Genomic DNA, 18035 nt, shown 5'->3' with positions numbered 1-18035 from the left:
ACCGCCGTCAAGATCCGCGCGGCCATGGGGGACGATGGGGGCGTGGCAGGTAGGAACCCTAAGGCGCAGACCGTACGGAACATGTTGCTGGCGATGGCGGTGATCATCCCGATCGCCCTGGTCAGCTATGTGTTCATCCCGCATGACGACAGCAAGGACCCCGTCAGGACCGTCGATTACCGGGTGGAGCTCACGACGGCCCGGCGCGCGGCGCCGTACCCCGTCGCCGCGCCCGTGGGCCTCGACGCCGACTGGCGCGCGACCTCGGTCTCCTACGACGAGGGCGGCAAGAACGGCTCCGCCTGGCACCTCGGCTTCCTCGACCCGGACACGCAGTACGTCGCGGTCGAGCAGAGCGACGCCCCCGCCGCCGCGTTCATCGACAACGTGACGCAGGGCGCGGAGAAGACCGCGAGCACCGAGAAGGTGGGCGACGCCACCTGGCGGCGCTACGAGGGCCGGAAGTACAACGCCCTGGTGCGCGAGGAGCACGGCGTGACGACGGTGGTCACCGGCACCGCCGCGCCGGAGCGGCTGACGAAGATGGCCGCCGCGCTCAAGGCCGGGAAGGCCTGAGCGCGACGGCCGGGGTGAACCGGTCCGCCCCGGGAGGGGCGGGTCGGGTCAGACGGTCGTGACGACCTCGTCGTAGGCCAGGCGCGGCGAGCGCGGGAACGGCGCGTCCCCGGCCGGCTTGCCGATGTTGACGACCATCAGCGGGGTGTGGTCGTCGTCCAGGAACTCCTTCTGGACGCCCGCGAAGTCGAAGCCGGTCATCGGGCCCGCGGCCAGGCCGGCGGCGCGGATGCCGACGATGAAGTAGGCGGCCTGGAGGGCGCCGTTCACCTTGGCGGACGCCTCGCGGACGGGACGCTCGCTGAAGAAGACGTCCTTGGCCTGCGGGAAGTGCGGGAAGAGGTTCGGGAGCTCCTCGTGGAACTCGTTGTCCGCGGCGAGGATCGCGACGAGCGGCGCGGTGCGGGTCTTGGGCTGGTTGCCCTCCGCCATGTGCGCCACCAGACGCTCGCGGGCCTCCTCGGAGCGGACCAGGACGATGCGCAGCGGCGTCTGGTTGAACGCGGTCGGGGCGTACTTCACCAGGTCGTAGACGGCCTGGATCTGCTCGTCGGACACCGGCTCGTCGGAGAAGGTGCTGGCCGTACGGGCCTCACGGAAGAGCAGGTCCTGGGCGGCGGGGTCGAGTGCGAGGGTCATTCGGGGCACGCCTTCTCTTGTGTGCGGAAATGTGTGCGGTAGGAACACCCTGCCTCGAAGTACGTTAACTTTCAACTAAATCTGGGGTGGTGTGACGGGGTTCACGGGGTCCGGGCTTTGTTCCCCAGCCCCGCCCCTTCCCGAAACTGGGGCTTCGCCCCAGACCCCGCAACACGGCTTCGCCGCGTTGTCCTCAAACTCCCCCAGCTACCTCCCCCAGACGGAGTCTGGGGGAGGTAGCTGGGGGAGTTTGAGGACTAGCGCCGCAGGCGCTGCGCGTCAGCCGACGGACCCGCACATCGGGGTCTGGGGCGGAGCCCCCACGCGGCGGAGCCGCAAATTAGACGCAGCCGGGAAGGGGCGGGGCTGGGGAAGAAAAAGATCAAGCCCGCGAAGCGTCCTCCGCGGAATCCGCCGCGAGCGCCGCGTCGAGCCGGGCCCGCGCACCCTCCAGCCAATGCCGGCACACCTTCGCGAGCTCCTCCCCCCGCTCCCACAGCGCCAGCGACTCCTCCAGCGTCGTCCCGCCCGCCTCCAGCCGCCGCACGACCTCGATCAGCTCGTCCCGCGCCTGCTCGTACCCCAGCACGCTCTCGCCCGTGTCACCGGAAGCCGCATCCGTCTTCGCCATGCGGCCAAGCCTAAGCGGGAGGTGTGACAACGGCCCGTACCGCGAACTCGCCCTCCGCGACCCGCGCCCGGAGCTCCTCGTCCGCCGTGACCTCGTCCGCGGCGCGTACCACCGAGCCGTCCGCGTGCTGGAGCACCGCGTAGCCACGGCGCAGCGTCGCCGCCGGGGACAGGCCGACCACGCGCGCGTGGGTGTGGGTCAGTTCGGAGTCCGCGCGGTCCAGCAGGTGGCCGAACGTGCGCCGTCCCCGCTCGACGAACGCGGCGATCTGGTCCGCCCGCTCGTCCACCATCCGCTGCGGTCGCTCCACGCAGGGGCGCGCGCGTACGGACGCCAGGCCGCGCTCCTCGCGCTCCAGGTGCCCGGTGACGCAGCGCAGCGCGCGGTCCCGCAGCTGCCGTACGCGCAGCAGTTCCTCGCCCACGTCCGGCACGACCCGCTTCGCCGCGTCCGTGGGCGTGGACGCGCGCAGGTCGGCGACCAGGTCCAGCAGCGGGGTGTCCGGCTCGTGGCCGATCGCGGAGACCACCGGCGTACGGCACGCGGCCACCGCCCGTACGAGCTGCTCGTCCGAGAACGGCAGCAGGTCCTCCACGCTGCCGCCGCCGCGCGCCACGACGATGACGTCGACGTCCGGACGGGCGTCCAGCTCCGCCACCGCCTCGATCACGCGCGGCACTGCGTGCACGCCCTGCACCGGGACGTTGCGCACCTCGAAGCGGACCGCGGGCCAGCGGTGCCGGGCGTTCTCCAGCACGTCGCGCTCGGCGGCGGACGCGCGCCCGCAGACCAGCCCGACGAGCTGCGGCAGGAACGGCAGCGGCCGCTTGCGCTCGGCGGCGAACAGGCCCTCCGCGGCGAGCGACTTCTTCAGTTGCTCCAACCGCGCCAGCAGCTCGCCGACGCCGACCGGCCTGATCTCGGCGGCCCGCAGCGAGAGCGAGCCGCGCGGCGCGTACCACTCGGGCTTGGCGTGCACGACGACCCGCGCGCCCTCCGAGACGATGTCGGCGACCTCGTCGAACACGGAGCGGTAGCAGGTGACGGACAGCGAGATGTCGTGCGAGGGGTCGCGCAGGGTCAGGAACACCACGCCCGCGCCCGGCCGCCGGGACAGCTGGGTGATCTGCCCTTCGACCCAGACGGCACCCAGCCGGTCGATCCACCCGCCGATGAGACGGGACACCTGCCCGACGGGGATCGGGGCGTCGGCTGACGTATTGAGGGCCATGGAGCGAGCGTAAGCGCTCCGCTCGAAGTCCGGTGCGGTCATCCGCGGGTGGACCGTGGCCGGTCCCGGGGAGAGCCCGGAGCGGAAGCCTCAGCCCGCCCGTGACCGCCGCACCGCCTGCGCCCCCAGCACCGCGAGCCCCGCCGCGCACCACACGCCGCCCACCCACTGTGCCGTCGACGCCGCCTTCACGATCACCGCGATCACCACCGCCAGCCCCAGCAGCGGCACCACCACGTGCCGCACCGGCCGCAGGCCACCTCGCTTCCGTACCCCGAACCACCCCATCACCGACAGGTGCAGCAGGGCGAAGGCGACCAGTGCCCCCACGTCGACCACCGACACCAGCCGGTCCAGCCCGTCGTCGCGCCGGGCCGCCCACACCGCCGCGACCAGGGTCACCGTCGCGGCCCCCAGCAGCGCCGGCCGGGGCACGCCTGAGCCCGGGGCGACCCTGGCCAGCAGGGCCGGCAGGCGGCGGTCGCGGGCCATGGCGAACAGCAGCCGGCCCGCTGCCGCCTGACCGGCCAGCGCGGCGAAGGCGGCACCGACCGCCTTGCTCGCGGCCACCAGGTCGTGCAGCCAGGCGCCGGTCGCCGAGTCGACCGTGTCGTAGAACGCCGACCCCTGCTCCGCCGGGTGCGCGGCCAGCTCCGCCGGGGACATCGGGGCGAGCAGCGCGGCGAGGTACGTCTGGAGGACGAACAGCACGCCCGCCACCGCCAGACACGTGAGCACGGCCCGCGCGACCCGCTCGGAGCCCCCGGCCGACTCCTCCGCGAACGCGGCGATCGCGTCGAACCCGAGATACGAGAGGACCGCCACCGACACCGCCGTGAACACCGCGCCCGCCGAGAAACCGCCCTCCCCGGTCAGCGGCGACAGCCACCCGCGCCGGGTGCCGTTCTCCGAGAGCGCGAAGACCGCCGAGGCGACGAAGACCAGCAGCACGGCGATCTCCATGGCCAGCACCAGGAAGCCCACCGCCGCCGCGGCCCGTACGCCCCACAGGTTCAGCCCGGTCGTCACGGCCACCGCGAGCGCCGTCCACACCCACTGCGGCACCGCCGGCACGAGCGCGTGCATCGCGATGCCGGAGAAGAGATAGGCCACCGCCGGGATCAGCAGATAGTCGAGCATCGCCATCCAGCCGGCGATGAACCCCGCCCCTTCGCCGAGCCCCACGCGCGCGTAGGTGTAGACGGAGCCGGCCTGCGGGGCGACCCGCACCATCTGCGCGTACGACAGGGCGGTGAAGGCCATCGCGACCGTCGCCACCACATAGACGAGCGCCACCGCCCCGTGCGCCTTCGCGTCGAGCGTGCCGAAGACGCCGACCGGTGCCATGGGGGCGATGAAGAGGAGGCCGTAGACGACGAGGTCCCGGAACGAGAGCGTGCGGCGCAAGGCGTCCTTCCGGCCGCCGCCGGGTGGTGTGGCCATGGGGTCGCCCCTCGTCGGTCCGTGCTCCCGCCCATCGTGCACCAGCTCCGGCCACGGTGCCGGTCGGCGGAACGGCCCCGGAAGGCGGGCCCGTACGATGGAGTGCATGACTGCTGCCGCTGCCCGCAAGGTCCTGCTCGCCGCCCCCCGTGGCTACTGCGCGGGCGTGGACCGCGCCGTGATCGCCGTCGAGAAAGCCCTGGAACAGTACGGGGCGCCCGTCTATGTGCGCCACGAGATCGTGCACAACAAGTACGTGGTCAAGACGCTGGAGAAGAAGGGCGCGATCTTCGTCGAGGAGACGGAGGAGGTGCCCGAGGGAAACATCGTCATCTTCTCCGCGCACGGAGTCGCCCCCGTCGTCCACGAGGAGGCCGCCCGCGGCAAGCTGGCCACCATCGACGCGACCTGCCCGCTGGTCACCAAGGTCCACAAGGAAGCCGTCCGCTTCGCCAACGAGGACTACGACATCCTGCTCATCGGCCACGAGGGCCACGAGGAGGTCATCGGCACGAGCGGCGAGGCGCCCGACCACATCACCCTGGTCGACGGCCCCGGCGACGTGGAGAACGTGAGCGTCCGCGACGAGTCCAAGGTCGTCTGGCTCTCCCAGACCACCCTGTCCGTCGACGAGACGATGGAGACCGTCGACGCGCTCAAGGGCCGCTTCCCGCAGCTGATCAGCCCGCCGAGCGACGACATCTGCTACGCCACGCAGAACCGGCAGACCGCCGTCAAGCAGATGGGCGCCGAGGCCGACCTGGTCATCGTCGTCGGCTCGAAGAACTCCTCCAACTCCGTCCGCCTGGTCGAGGTCGCCCTCGGCGCGGGTGCCCGCGACGCCCACCTGGTCGACTTCGCCGACGAGATCGACGAGGCGTGGCTGGAGGGCGCGACCACCGTCGGCGTCACCTCGGGCGCCTCCGTCCCGGAGATCCTCGTCGAGGGCGTCCTGGAGTGGCTCGCCGAGCGCGGCTACGGCGACGTCGAGACGATCACGGCCGCCCAGGAGTCGATCACCTTCTCGCTGCCGAAGGAGCTGCGCCGCGACCTGCGCGCGGAGGCGGCCGCCGCCCTGTCGTCCGAGGGCGACGGCTCCGGGAAGTCCCAAGCCGAGCGGTCAGTCCGGGATTCCGAGGGGTGAGCGTCAGCCCCACCCTTTAGCGTGGTCGGCATGAACGTATTCGGCGTGGACATCGGCGGATCGGGCATCAAGGGCGCACCGGTCGACGTGACGCGGGGCGAGCTGACCGCGGAGCGCTTCAAGCTCCTCACGCCGCGGCCGGCCACCCCGGACGCCGTCGCCGACACCGTCCGGGAGGTCGTGGCGAATTTCGGCTGGTCCGGGCGCCCGGTCGGGGTGACGTTCCCGGGCGTGGTCGTCCAGGGCACGACGCGCACGGCGGCCAACGTCGACAAGGAATGGATCGGCGTGGACGCGGCCGGGCTGCTCGCCGCGCGGCTGGGCTCCCCCGTGACCGTGCTGAACGACGCGGACGCCGCGGGCCTCGCCGAGCTGTATTACGGCGCGGCGCGCGGCCGCCGTGGCACCGTCGTCCTGCTCACCTTCGGTACGGGCATCGGCAGCGCGGTCTTCTCCGACGGCAAGCTCGTGCCCAACACCGAGCTGGGCCACCTGGAGCTGAACGGCCACGACGCCGAGACGCGCGCCTCCACCCGCGCCAAGGAGGAGGAGGACCTGAGCTGGGCGCACTGGGCGCGCCGGGTGCAGCGGTACCTCGCCCATGTGGAGAAGCTCTTCTCGCCCGAGCTCTTCGTCATCGGCGGTGGCGTCAGCCGGAAGGCCGAGAAGTTCCTCCCGCTGATCGAGGGCGTCAGCGCGGAGATCGTGCCCGCTCAGCTGTTGAACAACGCGGGGATCGTGGGAGCCGCGATGGCCGCCGGCGCGGCCTGGCCCGATCCCGTCGTTGCTGCCTGAGCAGCACCATGCGGCGTACGAAGGCGATCAGCGCGGTGAGCGCGGTGCCCGCGTAGAGCCACTCGGCGTGCAGGGACAGCACGGTGACCAGGCCCATGGCCTGCCCCGCGAAGCTGTCCGGGCCCTCGGCGAGGGGCACCGCGCCGGCCGCGAAGGCGATGGGCGCGGTCACCGGGGCGGTGACCAGGTCGGCCGGCCGCACCCACAGGGCACAGGCCGCGCTCGCCACCAGGAAGAAGACGCCGTAGAAGGCGGGCGAGCCGCCCGCCGCCGAGTCCAGGGCGCCGGCCGCCAGCATGGCCAGGGCGGTCAGGAGGCCGCTGCCGAAGCCGGTCAGGCGGGGGCCCGGGACGCGCAGCGGGGGCGAGGCGCGCCCGGAGCGCACGCGGTGGACCGCCGCCTTCTCGCCCTGCCCCACGGGGGAGGCGGGCCTGGGCACGGGGGAGGTCCGACGGATCCTGGGCTGGGGCGCACGGGTGCTGGGTTGCTCCACTCGACCAAACTAGGTCGAGAAGCGGGAGGAATCCGACGTTGGACACGCGGTTTGGGCCACCTTGGCCGCGCGTTCGACTGATAGTCCTTCCGGGGCCGTGGCGCGGCGGGGACCCGTAGACTGGTTGACCGGCCCCGTGTGGGCCGCGGACCCTTTACACCCTTCCCGGGGATGGCGGCGGCCGACCCGCTGCCGGCACCTCCCGGGAATCTCGCTACGGGAAGTCGCCACGTGTCGCTCACGATCGGAATCGTCGGTCTGCCGAATGTCGGCAAGTCGACCCTGTTCAACGCCCTGACCAAGAACGACGTGCTGGCGGCCAACTACCCGTTCGCCACCATCGAGCCCAACGTGGGCGTCGTCGGCGTGCCGGACCCCCGGCTGGACAAGCTCGCCGAGATCTTCGGCTCGCAGAAGATCCTCCCCGCCACGGTCGACTTCGTCGACATCGCGGGCATCGTGCGCGGCGCCTCGGAGGGCGAGGGCCTGGGCAACAAGTTCCTCGCGAACATCCGTGAGTCGGACGCGATCTGCCAGGTCATCCGCGCCTTCAAGGACGAGAACGTCGTCCACGTCGACGGCAAGGTCTCGCCCAAGGACGACATCGAGACCATCAACACCGAGCTGATCCTCGCGGACCTCCAGTCGGTGGAGAAGGCGGTCCCGCGCCTGACGAAGGAGTCCCGCCTCCAGAAGGAGAAGGTGGCCGTCCTCGCCGCCGTCGAGTCCGCCCGGAAGATCCTTGAGTCCGGCCAGACGCTCTTCTCCGCCGGCATCACCAAGGGCACCGAGCAGGGCGACCTCCTGCACGAGCTGCACCTGCTCACCACCAAGCCCTTCCTCTACGTCTTCAACGTCGACGAGGACGAGCTGGTCGACGAGGACTTCAAGAACGAGCAGCGCGCCCTGGTGGCGCCCGCCGAGGCGATCTTCCTCAACGCCAAGATCGAGTCCGAGCTGATCGAGCTCGACGACGAGGAGGCGCTGGAGCTCCTCCAGTCCATGGGTCAGGAGGAGCCCGGCCTGGCCACCCTCGGCCGCGTCGGCTTCGCCACCCTGGGCCTCCAGACCTACCTCACGGCAGGCCCCAAGGAGACCCGCGCCTGGACCATCAAGAAGGGCGCCACGGCCCCCGAGGCGGCCGGTGTCATCCACACCGACTTCCAGAAGGGCTTCATCAAGGCAGAGGTCATCTCCTTCGACGACCTCGTGGCCGCCGGCTCCGTCGCCGAGGCCCGAGCGGCGGGCAAGGCCCGCATGGAGGGCAAGGACTATGTGATGGCGGACGGGGACGTGGTGGAGTTCCGGTTCAACGTGTAGCGGCTGACATATCACCACGTCGCTGATCTGGCAAACATGCAGGTCAGAAGGGGTCCGACTCTCCGGGGTCGGGCCCCTTGTTTTTTCCCGTGCTGGATCGGTGCTGGATAATCTGACGCCTCGTCACCTGTCATCACCCCTCATCATCCGTACCGTGCTGGATCGGTGCTGGGTCGGCGTCGGGCCTGGACTGCGGGCGCTGAGATTCCGGCAGAGCGGTGATCGAATTTCAATTGACAATGCGATCTTGATGCCCTTGCGGTTGATCGTCTTCCCCTAGGGGCGAACAGTGTTTCTTTCGCGGCGTGAGGCCATTGGTCTCGCGCCGTTATTTGTGTGGAATGGCGCGCGAGTGTGTGCGATCTTGTGGAGCCGCCCGGTTCGTCTTGCATGTCCGCGAACGGTGTTCATCATCCCCGTGGGTTGGTCCTAATCAGCCCAGAGGATGACTTGGAAGATCGAATGGATACGCCGCTGGTTCGAACGGCTGTTCGCATGTTAGAAGTAACCGAGGAGTAACCGGAACTACTCGTTCCTGGGGGAAAGGAATCATCCGTGACGCGTCGTCGCACGCTCGTAGCCAAAGCTCTCGCAGTCCCCGAGAAGGGTGAGCCGCAGAGGCGGACCGCGATGGTCGCGTGGGGGCTGCTGGCCACCACCGCCGTTTATGCCGGCACGATGGGCATATCGCAGACCACCCACGAGCGGGTGCAGAGCAAGGGCAAAGGCCCCGCCAAGACGGAGCCGGACGTGATCCCGGAATCGAACGTGCATGTTCACGAGGGAGACATGTACCGCCACGATCCGGCCGACGGCTACGTCCCGACCTACTTCGACGGGCGCGGCGGAATTGCTGGCGTTCCCCTCACGGAAGAACAGCGACAGGCCGTCCTTAAGGAAGCCTTGCGGCGAGGCGTCTCGACGGAAGACGCGCACGCCCTTGCGTACGGCGAAGGCGACGATGCCCCTCCGATTGCCAAGCCGAATATCAAACCGCCGACGTTCGACGGCACAACGGCGCTGGCCGCGGGGCCGCTCTACCGCGAGGTCGCTCCAGGAGAGAAGATTCCGTCCGACAAGAGCGACGCCGCCGAAGGGGCGGCTTCTCCTGGGGCGGCTCGGGGGACGACCCGCTCTTCTGGTCGGCGTGGCGATGAGGGGGAGGACGAGGGGGACTCCGCCAAGCCCGAGAAGCAGCCGAGCGTGAAAGAGACTCTGAAGAGGTCGGTGGAAACCGTTCTCCCCGACCCCATCGAGAAGCCGGCCGTAGAGCTCATGGGTCGCCTGAACCCGTTCCGTAAGTGGATGGCCGCGATCAGCGCCCCCGGCACGCAGCCGACCTTCACGGTCTCCGAGCCGCAGGACGGGGTGGTCACCGTCACCGCGGAGTCGCAGATGACCGACAGCATGGCCGTCACCGTGGAGGTCCAGGCGCCTGTCGAGGAAACTCCCGATGCGTCTCCGTGCACGGTCTCGGTGACGGTGACCAACCCGGAGACGGGGGCGACCGTGGCCGCCAACGAGCAGACCGTCGAAGGTGGCCAAGCCGATATCCCGCGCGTAGCCATCGGGGAAGTCGTTGAGGCGGTGGTCGCCGCCGCAGCCGACGACGGCGCCACACGCACGGACGCCAAGGCTGCGGACGAGGTGGTCGAAGACGCCGGCAAGGCGCTGGAGGAGCTCCCGCAACCCGAGCCGCCCCAGCCGTCCGCTACAGGAGAGGGCGAGCCGGGGCGGCCTGAACGGACCGCGGGCTAGTGGTCCCCGATCCCTGTGACGGGCTGCCCGGTGAGCCGCTGGGCGATCTGCCAGAGCATGCCGCCTCGTGAGGCTTTCATGAGCACCTTGTCGCCGGGCACGAGGATCTTTTCCAGGAAGTCGGCGGCGGTCTCGTTGTCGGCGACGAGCGCAAGGTTGGGTACGCCGGCCGCGCCCGCGTGGAGGACGAGTTGCTTCACGCTGGGGCTGTTGCCGACGCCGAGCAGGATGTCGACTCCTTGCTCGGCTGCGTAGCGCCCGATCTCGCGATGGGCCTCTATCGAGTCGTCGCCCAGTTCGAGCATCTCTCCGAGTACGGCGATCGTCCGGCCGCCTTCGGCCTGGCGCGTTCCGCCGTCTGCCTCGGTCATCAAGAGTCTCCGTTATTCAGGGGCGCGAAGGTGATCGCACGTCCGGTGTATGAGTGGGACAGGCGACTGAGTGGAACCTGGTCGTTCTCCTGGCCCCAGGCCGACGGGTCGCGGAAGTGGATGGTTGGGTCCGCGCCGCTCTCGTAGCCGCGAAGGATGACGAGGTGGCCGCCCGATCGGCCGTCGTTGGGAAACTGCTCGGTCACGGACACGATGAGCGGGGCATCGTCGAGCCGGGCGAGCAGTTCCTCGACGGGTACAGGCTCGGCGCGGGACTGCACTCCGAGGTCGCTCGCCAGGCTCGCGATCCCCGCGTGGAGCGCTCCACGCGGGGTCAAGACGTCTTGCTTGACCGCGAGCTTTAGGAGTTCGGTCACCGTGGGCGCCGCACGCCCGTAGGCGAGCAGAATCGCTCTCAGTGATGCTAGGCCGCACGCCCGGTTGGACCATTCGATCCTGTCTCCGAGTGCCCATCCGCCGTGTAGATCCCATTCGGCGGGGTCGATGAGCTGTCGGCACAGGGGGACATCGTGGACGCGCGGCACAGCGGCAGGCTCCTACGGCGAGACGGCAGCCTCCCGAGTCGCCGTGGTGCTGGTGAACACGGGAGTGGGCAGGGGGACATCGTACGGCGGGCGGACTAGGGCCTCGTGCAGCATCGCCAGTACGACATCCGTGTGCGTGAGCCCCACCATCGCCGCCCCGACTGCGAAGTTGCTGTCACGGGACATGCCCGGCGTGCTGTTGACCTCCAGCGCATAGGCGTCGCCGTTCTCGGTGACGATGAAGTCGATCCGGGCCGAGCCGCGCAGTCCGAGCCCGTCCCACAGCGTCCGGGTGTCCCTGGCGATCCGGTTCAGTGCTACCGGCTCCAGCTCGGCGGCGCGGACGGCGACGGTGCCCTTGGAGTCCACGTCGAGCTTGGTGTCGGCGTCGTAGAACTCGGCATCGGTCGCCTCGGTGGTCAGCGGGGGGAAGACGATGACCGAGCCGCCGGGAAGCTCCAGCATGCCCACGGTCACAGGAGTGCCGACCACGTAGTCCTCGACGAGCACCTCGTCGCCGCCTTCGCCAGCGGCTTCCGTCAGGGCGCGGGGCAGGTCGGCCGCATCGCGGACGAGGCTCATGCCCACGCTGGACCCGCCAAGGGGCGGCTTAACCATGACGGCGCGGCTGCCCCAGTTCACCGGGCCGCCGGACCAGACGCGCCAGCCGGGCGTCGGGACGCCGAGGGTCAGCATGATCCGCTTGCAGAGGACCTTGTCGGCGGCCACCGTGGAGGCCGCGACCCCGCTACCGCAGTAGGGCACGCGGAGGTAGTCGAGCAGGCCCTGAAGACGGCCGTCCTCGCCGTAAGGGCCGTGCAGGTTCGAGAGGGCCACGTCGTACGAGACCAGCTCCCGGATGAAGTCGGGCTGGGTGGGGTCCAGCACGTTCCACCGCGCGCCGATCTCTTCGAGCGCCTCGCCCAAGGCAGTCACGGACCGCTGTTCGACGGGGCACTTGGAGTGGTAGAGCCTGTCTTCGGCGGACACCGGCCCGTAGATGAGGGCGACGCCGAGGCCCTGCCGGCTCTGCCCCCACTTGCGGAGTTCCTCGACGGCCAGGTGCGCCGCCTGCTTCGAGCTGGAGTCGAGAAAGACGGTCATGCGAGTACCCCTTCGAAGGTTTGAGTGACCGGTCCGCCAATCCAGGCGGTCCGGTCCGGGCGGACTTCGTGCGGGCGGACGGTGAGCGGCTCACCGGCCTGGTTGTGGACGGTGACCTCGCGCTTGGCGACGAGACCGCGCATGGTGGCGATGACGACGGCTGCGACGGCTCCGCTGCCGCAGGAGAGCGTCTCGGCCTCGACGCCACGTTCGTAGGTGCGGATCTTGAGTGCTTGGCCGCCGAGGCGCTGGACGAAGTTGACGTTCGTGCCGAGTGGCGCCACGTTCCTGTGGTGCCGGACGACTCGGCCGACCACGTCCGCGTCGATGGCGTCCACGTCGTCCACGACGGCGACGACGTGTTCCGTGCCGGTGTGGGCGCTGTCGAACCACGTCGGCCGGCCGTTGATGATCGTCTGCAAGACGCGAGGTTGGATGGCGCCGACTTCGGCCGTGACCCACACAGAGTCGGTACTGACGGTTGCCGCGTGCAGGACGCCAGCCATGCGGATCTGCATCGTCAGGAAGCCCTGATCGCGCTGGGCCGCCCATGCCGCACAGCGCAGCGCGTTGCCGCACATGGTCGCGGTCGTGCCGTCCGCGTTGAAGCAGTCAACTTCGAGGACCGCGGGGCCCTCGTTGGCGAAGCGGCTGATGACCAGGCCGTCCGCACCTACGCCGGTCCGCCTGGCGCAGAGGCGTTCCGCCTCCTTGGACCAGTCCATCCCAGCTCCCGGGGTGGGGTTCGTGAAGAGGACGAAGTCGTTGCCCGCTCCGTGAATCTTGCGAAAGCGCATGGCAAAGCTCCTCGCGTGAGAGATGAGATGGATGGCGCGCCGAACAGGCTGCACTCAGCCCAGGGAGATGGGCCGCCAAACGGCCCGGGGGGTGCGCATGATCAGCGGGGCGTGTCCGACGAAGTGCAGAATCCGGTGGGCAGAGCCGCCAGTGGCCCTTACGTCGCGGACCCGCAGGTAGTTGCCGTCGAGGAGGACGAAGTCTCCTACGCGGACGTCTGTCGCGGTCCTGGTGGCTCGCACCGTTCCGACCGGCGGAGGGGGCTCGGAGGGCTGCTCCGCTCCCCTGGACTGCCCCATCAGCCCCTCCAGATGGCGAGAAGGAGGGAGCTGCCGATCGCGACAAGGCAGAGAACGTATGAGATCTGCTGGCTTCGAGGGCTCATCGGACACCGCTCAGGAGGTTCTCCAGGCGGCTGCGGAGTGCCGTGATGCCTATGTCGGCAAGAGGCATCCAGGCTGCCGCGCCCGTTTCGATCGCTGCGGGGAAGACCGCGCCCGAGTGCGCTCGGAAGAGGAAGCGGAAGCCGACACGTAGGCGCGGCCCGTACCCGTGTCGCCGCGGTTCCGTCACGTCGACCAAGAAGGCGCTCTCGTCGGCGGCCTGCGTCCACACATCCCGGATGCCTACCTCCTCGGCCAATAGACGGAGGGCCGCTTCGGCGAGAGAGCCGTCCTGGTCTTCCGGTTCAGCCTCCGCGAGCGCAAAACCGCCTTCGTGCCGTAAGCACAGGACGCGGTCCTGTTCGTCGACGACGACGGCCGCCGTCATGACGAGGGGGCAGCGCTGGTTGTGGGTGCAGGCACCTCGGCGCGCGTGGTCGAGGGCGGCGTCGTACGCCGGCATCAAGGCCATCTGATCTTCGGGATGCCTGTGGATGTAGTGATTGAGCTCCCGGACAATCTGGTCCTGGCCGACGCTCACGGTGCATCCAGCCCGTTGTGCTGCGTGTAGATCCACAGGAGCCGTCGAGTCAGAAGCGCGGTGTCCCGCATGTAGATGTACGCACCGAAGGTGGGGGTGCTCTCGGACGGTCGGCTCGTGTAGTCGACCAGGGTGTACCCCTCGCGGACCAGCGCCTCAACGTCCTGGTCCCCGTCCGCGCCCAGTTCCTCGCAGAGCAAGAGGTTCAGGTGACCGACGATGGCCGGCGTGGCGCCGTCCATTGCCGCGCGAGTCGTGGTGTCCATCCGCATAGCGAGGACGGATTCAGTGCGCGAGGAGATCTCCTCGACGTCGATGGGGAGCCCGTCGATCGCAGCGCCCTCGGCCGTCCCTAACGCCTTGCCGGTACTTGCCAAAGCCATCACTGCCCCCTCCGGGCAAGTTATGAGCGGTGCCCACAAAGCTAGGAAGGGAAAGGCGAAAGGCTCCAGGAGTGTGCCGGAACTTGCCCGACGTTCACCCCAGAGAATCGATGGCAGTGGTGATGAGTTCACGGGCTGCGGCGCCGTATACGGCAAGTTCCTTCAGCTCAGCGAACGTCTTGGCATACATGGCAAGCTCATGCTTCTGGACCACCGTCAGATGCGCAGACACCAGTTCGACCTTGACGGTATGGTCGTCGAACATGAAGAAGCCCTCGACCGGCATGAGCGGACGGTCGATGTCGCGGGGGATGATGCCGATGCTCACCCTGGGCAAGGCCATGGCGCTCAGCAGGTAGCCGATCTGACCTGCCATGACCTCTGTTCCACCGATCCGGTGGTAGAGGGCGGCCTCCTCCAAGATGATGGCGAAGGTGCGAGGCGTGTAGACGATCTTCTGCTTCTCAAGGCGGACCTCAACAGCCGAGTCCACGTCGTCGATGAGACCGCGACGGTCACGTATGGAGGTCAGCAACGCCTTGATGTATGCGCCGGTTTGAATCGGGCCAGGGATGAGCCACGGCGAGTAGAATCGAAAGTGCTCTGTCCGCTCCCAAAGAGGGAGTGCGGCTTCCTGAGCCCACTTAAGCCCGTGGCGCTCCATCTTGCGCCACTCGACGTACATGCCCTCGATTCCGCGGGCCGTCGTGACGAGATCCTCAGCTTCGCCTTCTGCGCCGCACGCGGTGCACCAATCGCGAAGGTCGCGCTCCGAGGGGGCTCGTGAGCCGCTCTCGAAGCGCGATGCCTTCGATTCGTGCCAGCCCAGATTCGCGGAAAGGGCTCGTTTGGTGAGTCCGGATGCCACCCGGATCTCTGCTAGGCGTTTCCCGAGCGCCTTGCGGGCGTCCTGCGCGCTCGAAGATGCCGGTTCCATGTTGGGGTGACGGTCCTATGCGAGGTGCTCAGCGTGCTTCGAACGCAGCGTGCGGGATCGCCCTGCTCCAGATGGCGTCGAAGGCTGACTCGCAGAGCTTCGCGATCTCCGGATCATCGGTGATCTCGGGCTCGGTGGGCTCGCCCTCTCCGTCAAAGTGGTTCAGGTACAGCAGCCGGGAATCGAACAGCCAGAAGTCGTTTCCCGGCACGAGCAGATCCGAAGCGTTCCGCCGAGGGAGCCACCGCACCTGCTCGCCCGCCGCGATGTTGAGTCCCTCGGTCACCTCGTGCTCGAAGCGGATGTACTCACTCACGGGCGTCGACACGATGCGCGCCCGGCGTACCTCGACACCCCGCGAGACCGCCTTCGAGACGATCGAGTGCCAGGCGGACCAGCGCTCGGCGGGGTCGATCGGCCTGCCGGCCTTCCAGTCGACGAAGGTCTCGTGCGTCTTGCTGTAGGCGTCGCGGGCTTCCAGGTGGACAGCGGTCCTCTGGCAGTCGCGGAACAGCTCCTTAAACGTCGGGGTGTTCGGCACGCTTCCTCACCTCCGGCTCGGCGTCCTTGGCGGCAGGCTCCCTGTCGCTCGCCAGGAAGAACTGCACCATATAGCGCGGGATCTCGACCACCGTCTCGTGCGGGGGGATGTTCATCTGCTTGAGCCGCTCCTCGTCCAGGACCGTGAACCCCTGGACGAGGTACCTGTCCTTCTTGTCGTCCAGGTAGACCGTGGGCGAGTTGCCGTCGGGGCTGTTCGGGTCTTTACCGAGCTTAATCAGGGCCATGATGACCTCCTCGGATGCCGGTAGCGATTCCTGTGCCAGAGCTTGCCCGGGACTTCGCTGGAGAGCGAGGACCTTGCCCGAACTTGCCAGAGCCGGGGAAGTTGACCTTACGTGGGACGAGAACGCTGCGACCAGCAGTGGTCCAGCCGCAGCGTTCCGGTGATGGCTGGTTTCAATCGCTGCTAGCCCAGCGTCAGATGGGCGACCAACCCCGAGCCCTCTCGTCGCCCCGAGGACCACACCTTCGGGTAGTGCTTTGATCAGGCTGCTTCCTCAATTTGGTCGTACCCGTCCACGTACGGAAAGCCGTTGAGGTGCGCGGCGAGCTTCCCGACCCCCCGTTCCAGGCGGTAGCGCACTGCTCGGCCGGTGACTCCGTCGCGGGCGGCTATCAGGTCGTCCGGCCAGTCGAGCGCGTACCGCAAGAACAGGGCCCGGCGCTCGCCGAGGGACAGCTCGCACGTCTTCCACGCCTGCCGGATGTCGGCGAGGTGGGCGAACAGGGTGCCCGCGGCTTTCTTGTCGACGGTGCCTCGGGGCATGTCGGCGTCCGGCGCCGTGGGATTGCGGATGCCGTACGCGGCTTCCACATCCCAGACGGCCGGCATGAGGTACTCGACCAGCGATCGGTTATAGCTGGTCATAGCCCACCTGCGCCGATGCGTTCGCAGGCCGCCTCGTAGGAGGTGTGCCGGGCTCGGCGCCGGGCCTGCGTCTTGATCAGGTCCGTCAGGTCGAGCACGAGGCGGTGGTAGAGCACTCCGAGGCCCAGCTCGGGGTCGGCGAGGCACTCGCGCACCATCGCGGGCTTCGTGGCGAGCAGGAGGACGGCCTCTTGGAACGCGTCGTCGTACTCCATGGTGAGCCGGTCCTCGTAGCCGTTCGCGATGCGTCGGGCGGCCCGGCCGGCAAGGGCCATCACGTCCGGCGTGAGGAGGGACCAGTCCGCGGATTCGTTCACCGGACCACCTCCTTCACAGGCACCGACCCGTCCTTGGTGACCATGACCATCAGGCCGGGGGCGCCTCGGGTGCCGGTGCGGTGGCGCCACCACGTCGATTCGGCCTCCATGGCGGGGACCTGGATGAACGTGCGCGGGCCGTCCGTGTCCACGAACTCGTGGTGCAGATGGCCAGCCAGCAGGACGTCGGCCTGGTGCATGGCGGAGGTCTTGTCGAAGCTCTGTCCCTTCCACCAGTCGAAGTGCTTGCCGGAGCGCCATTGGTGACCGTGCGCGTGCGCGACGACCGTCCCACTGCACTCGACGGTGACCGTCAACTCGTCGGTGTCGGGCACAAAGACTTCGACGTGTGCGTACTCCTCGCCCGCCAGGGCCAGGGCCTCGCCGACCGAGACCAAGGCGTCGGTGTCGTGGGAGTCGTCGTAGCGGGTCACGCCCTTGCCGCCCGGCCGCACGGCCTCGCCGTGGTTCCCGGGAACGGCGACGACCGTCAGGCGGGCGGCGAGCGGGGCGAGCTTGAGCACGGCGTGCGCCATCAGGCGCCGGGTCAGCCGGATCTGCTCGGTGAGAGTGAGCTGCGTTCTCCAGGTATTCGCCCCGCCCTGCGAGACGAAGCCTTCGATGTGATCACCCAACCAGGCCAGGTGAACGTGGTCGATGGCGAAGCGCTTGCGGTACTCCGCGAGCAGGTCGGCGGCCTTGTCGATGCAGTCCATCGCGCGGCGGATCGTACCTTCGGGACCGTCGCTGTCGATCTTGCCGAACTGCATGTCGCCGAGTGCGACCACGTAGGTCCACTCGCCCTCGGTGTCCACTGCGGTGCGGACGGCCGGGGGATGTTGCTCGAAGACGGCAAGCAGCTCGTCGAGGCTGGGTCGCTCGGCGCGCCGGGCCTTACGGCGGCTGAAGGAAAACCGGGCGCTCACGCCGGGTTCTCCGGTCGGCATGGTCCACTCGCTCGACCTGAATCCGGTGACCTCCCAGTCGGCCGGGTCGAGGCGGTGGGCGCGCAGGACATCGGTGGCCGAGGAGTCCGGGTCCATCTCCACGGGGCCGCGTACGGTGACCTCGGCCGCGTCGCCGGAGACTTCGATCTGCCGCGTGTAGTCGCGGTCTGGGTCGGTCTGACGGGCGGCTATGGGCGGTGGGGTGGGCGTGGCCAGCAGGTCGGCCAGCAGGGTGTCAGTCACAGGT

Annotated in this window: 23 protein-coding genes; 5 read left to right on the top strand and 18 right to left on the bottom strand. The window is 69.1% G+C overall.

Annotated elements, in window-relative coordinates; all coding sequences use genetic code 11:
• Nucleotides 1-42 precede the first annotated feature (42 nt).
• Complete coding sequence (locus tag ACFY1P_RS03070; protein WP_361528787.1) at nucleotides 43-576, top strand: DUF4245 domain-containing protein; 534 nt, start codon at nucleotides 43-45, stop codon at nucleotides 574-576.
• 48 nt (nucleotides 577-624) lie between these two features.
• Here the strand turns inward: ACFY1P_RS03070 and ACFY1P_RS03065 are convergent, their stop codons facing one another.
• The 4 genes from ACFY1P_RS03065 to ACFY1P_RS03050 form a co-directional block, all read right to left on the bottom strand.
• Nucleotides 625-1215: a malonic semialdehyde reductase gene (locus tag ACFY1P_RS03065; protein ID WP_390749493.1), complete on the bottom strand. Its 591-nt coding sequence runs from the start codon at nucleotides 1213-1215 to the stop codon at nucleotides 625-627.
• Between the two features lie 382 nt (nucleotides 1216-1597).
• Nucleotides 1598-1846: an exodeoxyribonuclease VII small subunit gene (locus ACFY1P_RS03060; protein WP_361528791.1), complete on the bottom strand. Its 249-nt coding sequence runs from the start codon at nucleotides 1844-1846 to the stop codon at nucleotides 1598-1600.
• 10 nt (nucleotides 1847-1856) lie between these two features.
• Nucleotides 1857-3077 carry an exodeoxyribonuclease VII large subunit gene (gene xseA / locus ACFY1P_RS03055; RefSeq protein ID WP_361528793.1) on the bottom strand — a complete coding sequence of 407 codons (1221 nt, stop codon included), beginning with the start codon at nucleotides 3075-3077 and terminating at the stop codon, nucleotides 1857-1859.
• A gap of 90 nt (nucleotides 3078-3167) precedes the next feature.
• The gene (locus ACFY1P_RS03050; protein WP_390749492.1) at nucleotides 3168-4520 is read right to left on the bottom strand and encodes an APC family permease; all 1353 of its coding nucleotides are present in this window, start codon (nucleotides 4518-4520) and stop codon (nucleotides 3168-3170) included.
• 106 nt (nucleotides 4521-4626) lie between these two features.
• Between ACFY1P_RS03050 and ACFY1P_RS03045 the strand changes: the two genes are divergently transcribed.
• A complete protein-coding gene (locus tag ACFY1P_RS03045) occupies nucleotides 4627-5664 on the top strand; it encodes a 4-hydroxy-3-methylbut-2-enyl diphosphate reductase (RefSeq protein ID WP_390749491.1) in 1038 nt (345 codons plus the stop codon).
• Between the two features lie 30 nt (nucleotides 5665-5694).
• Entirely contained in the window at nucleotides 5695-6459 is a 765-nt protein-coding gene (gene ppgK, locus ACFY1P_RS03040) for a polyphosphate--glucose phosphotransferase (RefSeq protein ID WP_361528799.1), read from the top strand.
• Here the strand turns inward: ppgK and ACFY1P_RS03035 are convergent.
• Nucleotides 6356-6898, bottom strand: coding sequence for a DUF6542 domain-containing protein (locus ACFY1P_RS03035; protein WP_390749490.1), 543 nt, complete (start codon nucleotides 6896-6898; stop codon nucleotides 6356-6358). The genes ppgK and ACFY1P_RS03035 overlap by 104 nt on opposite strands.
• 285 nt (nucleotides 6899-7183) lie before the next feature.
• On the opposite strand from ACFY1P_RS03035, the gene ychF reads away from it, so the two are divergent.
• Nucleotides 7184-8272 (top strand): redox-regulated ATPase YchF, encoded by a 1089-nt coding sequence (gene ychF, locus ACFY1P_RS03030; RefSeq protein ID WP_361528803.1) that lies wholly within the window; start codon nucleotides 7184-7186, stop codon nucleotides 8270-8272.
• A 555-nt stretch (nucleotides 8273-8827) separates the two neighbouring features.
• A complete protein-coding gene (locus tag ACFY1P_RS03025) occupies nucleotides 8828-10030 on the top strand; it encodes a hypothetical protein (protein WP_390749489.1) in 1203 nt (400 codons plus the stop codon).
• On the opposite strand, the gene ACFY1P_RS03020 is transcribed toward ACFY1P_RS03025, so the two are convergent.
• The 13 genes from ACFY1P_RS03020 to ACFY1P_RS02960 all read right to left on the bottom strand — a co-directional run bounded on the left by ACFY1P_RS03020 (nucleotide 10027) and on the right by ACFY1P_RS02960 (nucleotide 18031).
• Nucleotides 10027-10401, bottom strand: a complete 375-nt coding sequence (locus tag ACFY1P_RS03020; RefSeq protein WP_390749488.1) for a glutamate ligase domain-containing protein — start codon at nucleotides 10399-10401, stop codon at nucleotides 10027-10029. The two genes, ACFY1P_RS03025 and ACFY1P_RS03020, sit on opposite strands and share 4 nt — an antisense overlap.
• On the bottom strand, nucleotides 10401-10946 hold the full coding sequence (locus ACFY1P_RS03015) for a C39 family peptidase (RefSeq protein ID WP_390749487.1): 546 nt from the start codon (nucleotides 10944-10946) through the stop codon (nucleotides 10401-10403). Before ACFY1P_RS03015 ends, ACFY1P_RS03020 begins: the two co-directional genes overlap by 1 nt.
• A 12-nt stretch (nucleotides 10947-10958) precedes the next feature.
• Nucleotides 10959-12050 carry an ATP-grasp domain-containing protein gene (locus ACFY1P_RS03010; protein ID WP_390749486.1) on the bottom strand — a complete coding sequence of 364 codons (1092 nt, stop codon included), beginning with the start codon at nucleotides 12048-12050 and terminating at the stop codon, nucleotides 10959-10961.
• Nucleotides 12047-12847 carry a diaminopimelate epimerase gene (gene dapF, locus ACFY1P_RS03005; protein ID WP_390749485.1) on the bottom strand — a complete coding sequence of 267 codons (801 nt, stop codon included), beginning with the start codon at nucleotides 12845-12847 and terminating at the stop codon, nucleotides 12047-12049. The genes ACFY1P_RS03010 and dapF overlap by 4 nt, the downstream gene beginning before the upstream one ends.
• Before the next feature lie 54 nt (nucleotides 12848-12901).
• Nucleotides 12902-13090 carry a hypothetical protein gene (locus ACFY1P_RS03000; RefSeq protein WP_390749484.1) on the bottom strand — a complete coding sequence of 63 codons (189 nt, stop codon included), beginning with the start codon at nucleotides 13088-13090 and terminating at the stop codon, nucleotides 12902-12904.
• A gap of 139 nt (nucleotides 13091-13229) precedes the next feature.
• Complete coding sequence (locus tag ACFY1P_RS02995; protein WP_390749483.1) at nucleotides 13230-13772, bottom strand: NUDIX domain-containing protein; 543 nt, start codon at nucleotides 13770-13772, stop codon at nucleotides 13230-13232.
• A complete protein-coding gene (locus ACFY1P_RS02990) occupies nucleotides 13769-14155 on the bottom strand; it encodes a hypothetical protein (RefSeq protein ID WP_390749482.1) in 387 nt (128 codons plus the stop codon). Before ACFY1P_RS02990 ends, ACFY1P_RS02995 begins: the two co-directional genes overlap by 4 nt.
• A 94-nt stretch (nucleotides 14156-14249) precedes the next feature.
• Nucleotides 14250-15092, bottom strand: coding sequence for a helix-turn-helix domain-containing protein (locus ACFY1P_RS02985; RefSeq protein ID WP_390749481.1), 843 nt, complete (start codon nucleotides 15090-15092; stop codon nucleotides 14250-14252).
• 28 nt (nucleotides 15093-15120) lie between these two features.
• On the bottom strand, nucleotides 15121-15633 hold the full coding sequence (locus tag ACFY1P_RS02980) for a DUF6879 family protein (protein ID WP_390749480.1): 513 nt from the start codon (nucleotides 15631-15633) through the stop codon (nucleotides 15121-15123).
• The gene (locus tag ACFY1P_RS02975; protein WP_390749479.1) at nucleotides 15611-15880 is read right to left on the bottom strand and encodes a hypothetical protein; all 270 of its coding nucleotides are present in this window, start codon (nucleotides 15878-15880) and stop codon (nucleotides 15611-15613) included. Before ACFY1P_RS02975 ends, ACFY1P_RS02980 begins: the two co-directional genes overlap by 23 nt.
• A gap of 260 nt (nucleotides 15881-16140) precedes the next feature.
• The gene (locus ACFY1P_RS02970) at nucleotides 16141-16524 is read right to left on the bottom strand and encodes a hypothetical protein (protein ID WP_390749478.1); all 384 of its coding nucleotides are present in this window, start codon (nucleotides 16522-16524) and stop codon (nucleotides 16141-16143) included.
• Nucleotides 16521-16841, bottom strand: a complete 321-nt coding sequence (locus ACFY1P_RS02965) for a hypothetical protein (RefSeq protein ID WP_390749477.1) — start codon at nucleotides 16839-16841, stop codon at nucleotides 16521-16523. Before ACFY1P_RS02965 ends, ACFY1P_RS02970 begins: the two co-directional genes overlap by 4 nt.
• Nucleotides 16838-18031, bottom strand: a complete 1194-nt coding sequence (locus tag ACFY1P_RS02960; RefSeq protein ID WP_390749476.1) for a hypothetical protein — start codon at nucleotides 18029-18031, stop codon at nucleotides 16838-16840. The genes ACFY1P_RS02965 and ACFY1P_RS02960 overlap by 4 nt, the downstream gene beginning before the upstream one ends.
• Nucleotides 18032-18035 lie beyond the last annotated feature (4 nt).

Origin of the sequence: Streptomyces sp. NPDC001407, from assembly GCF_042895325.1 — a bacterium.
GTDB lineage: Bacteria > Actinomycetota > Actinomycetes > Streptomycetales > Streptomycetaceae > Streptomyces.
The sequence above is the reverse complement of the archived record's forward strand: the minus strand, read 5'-3'. Positions and strand labels throughout refer to the sequence as shown.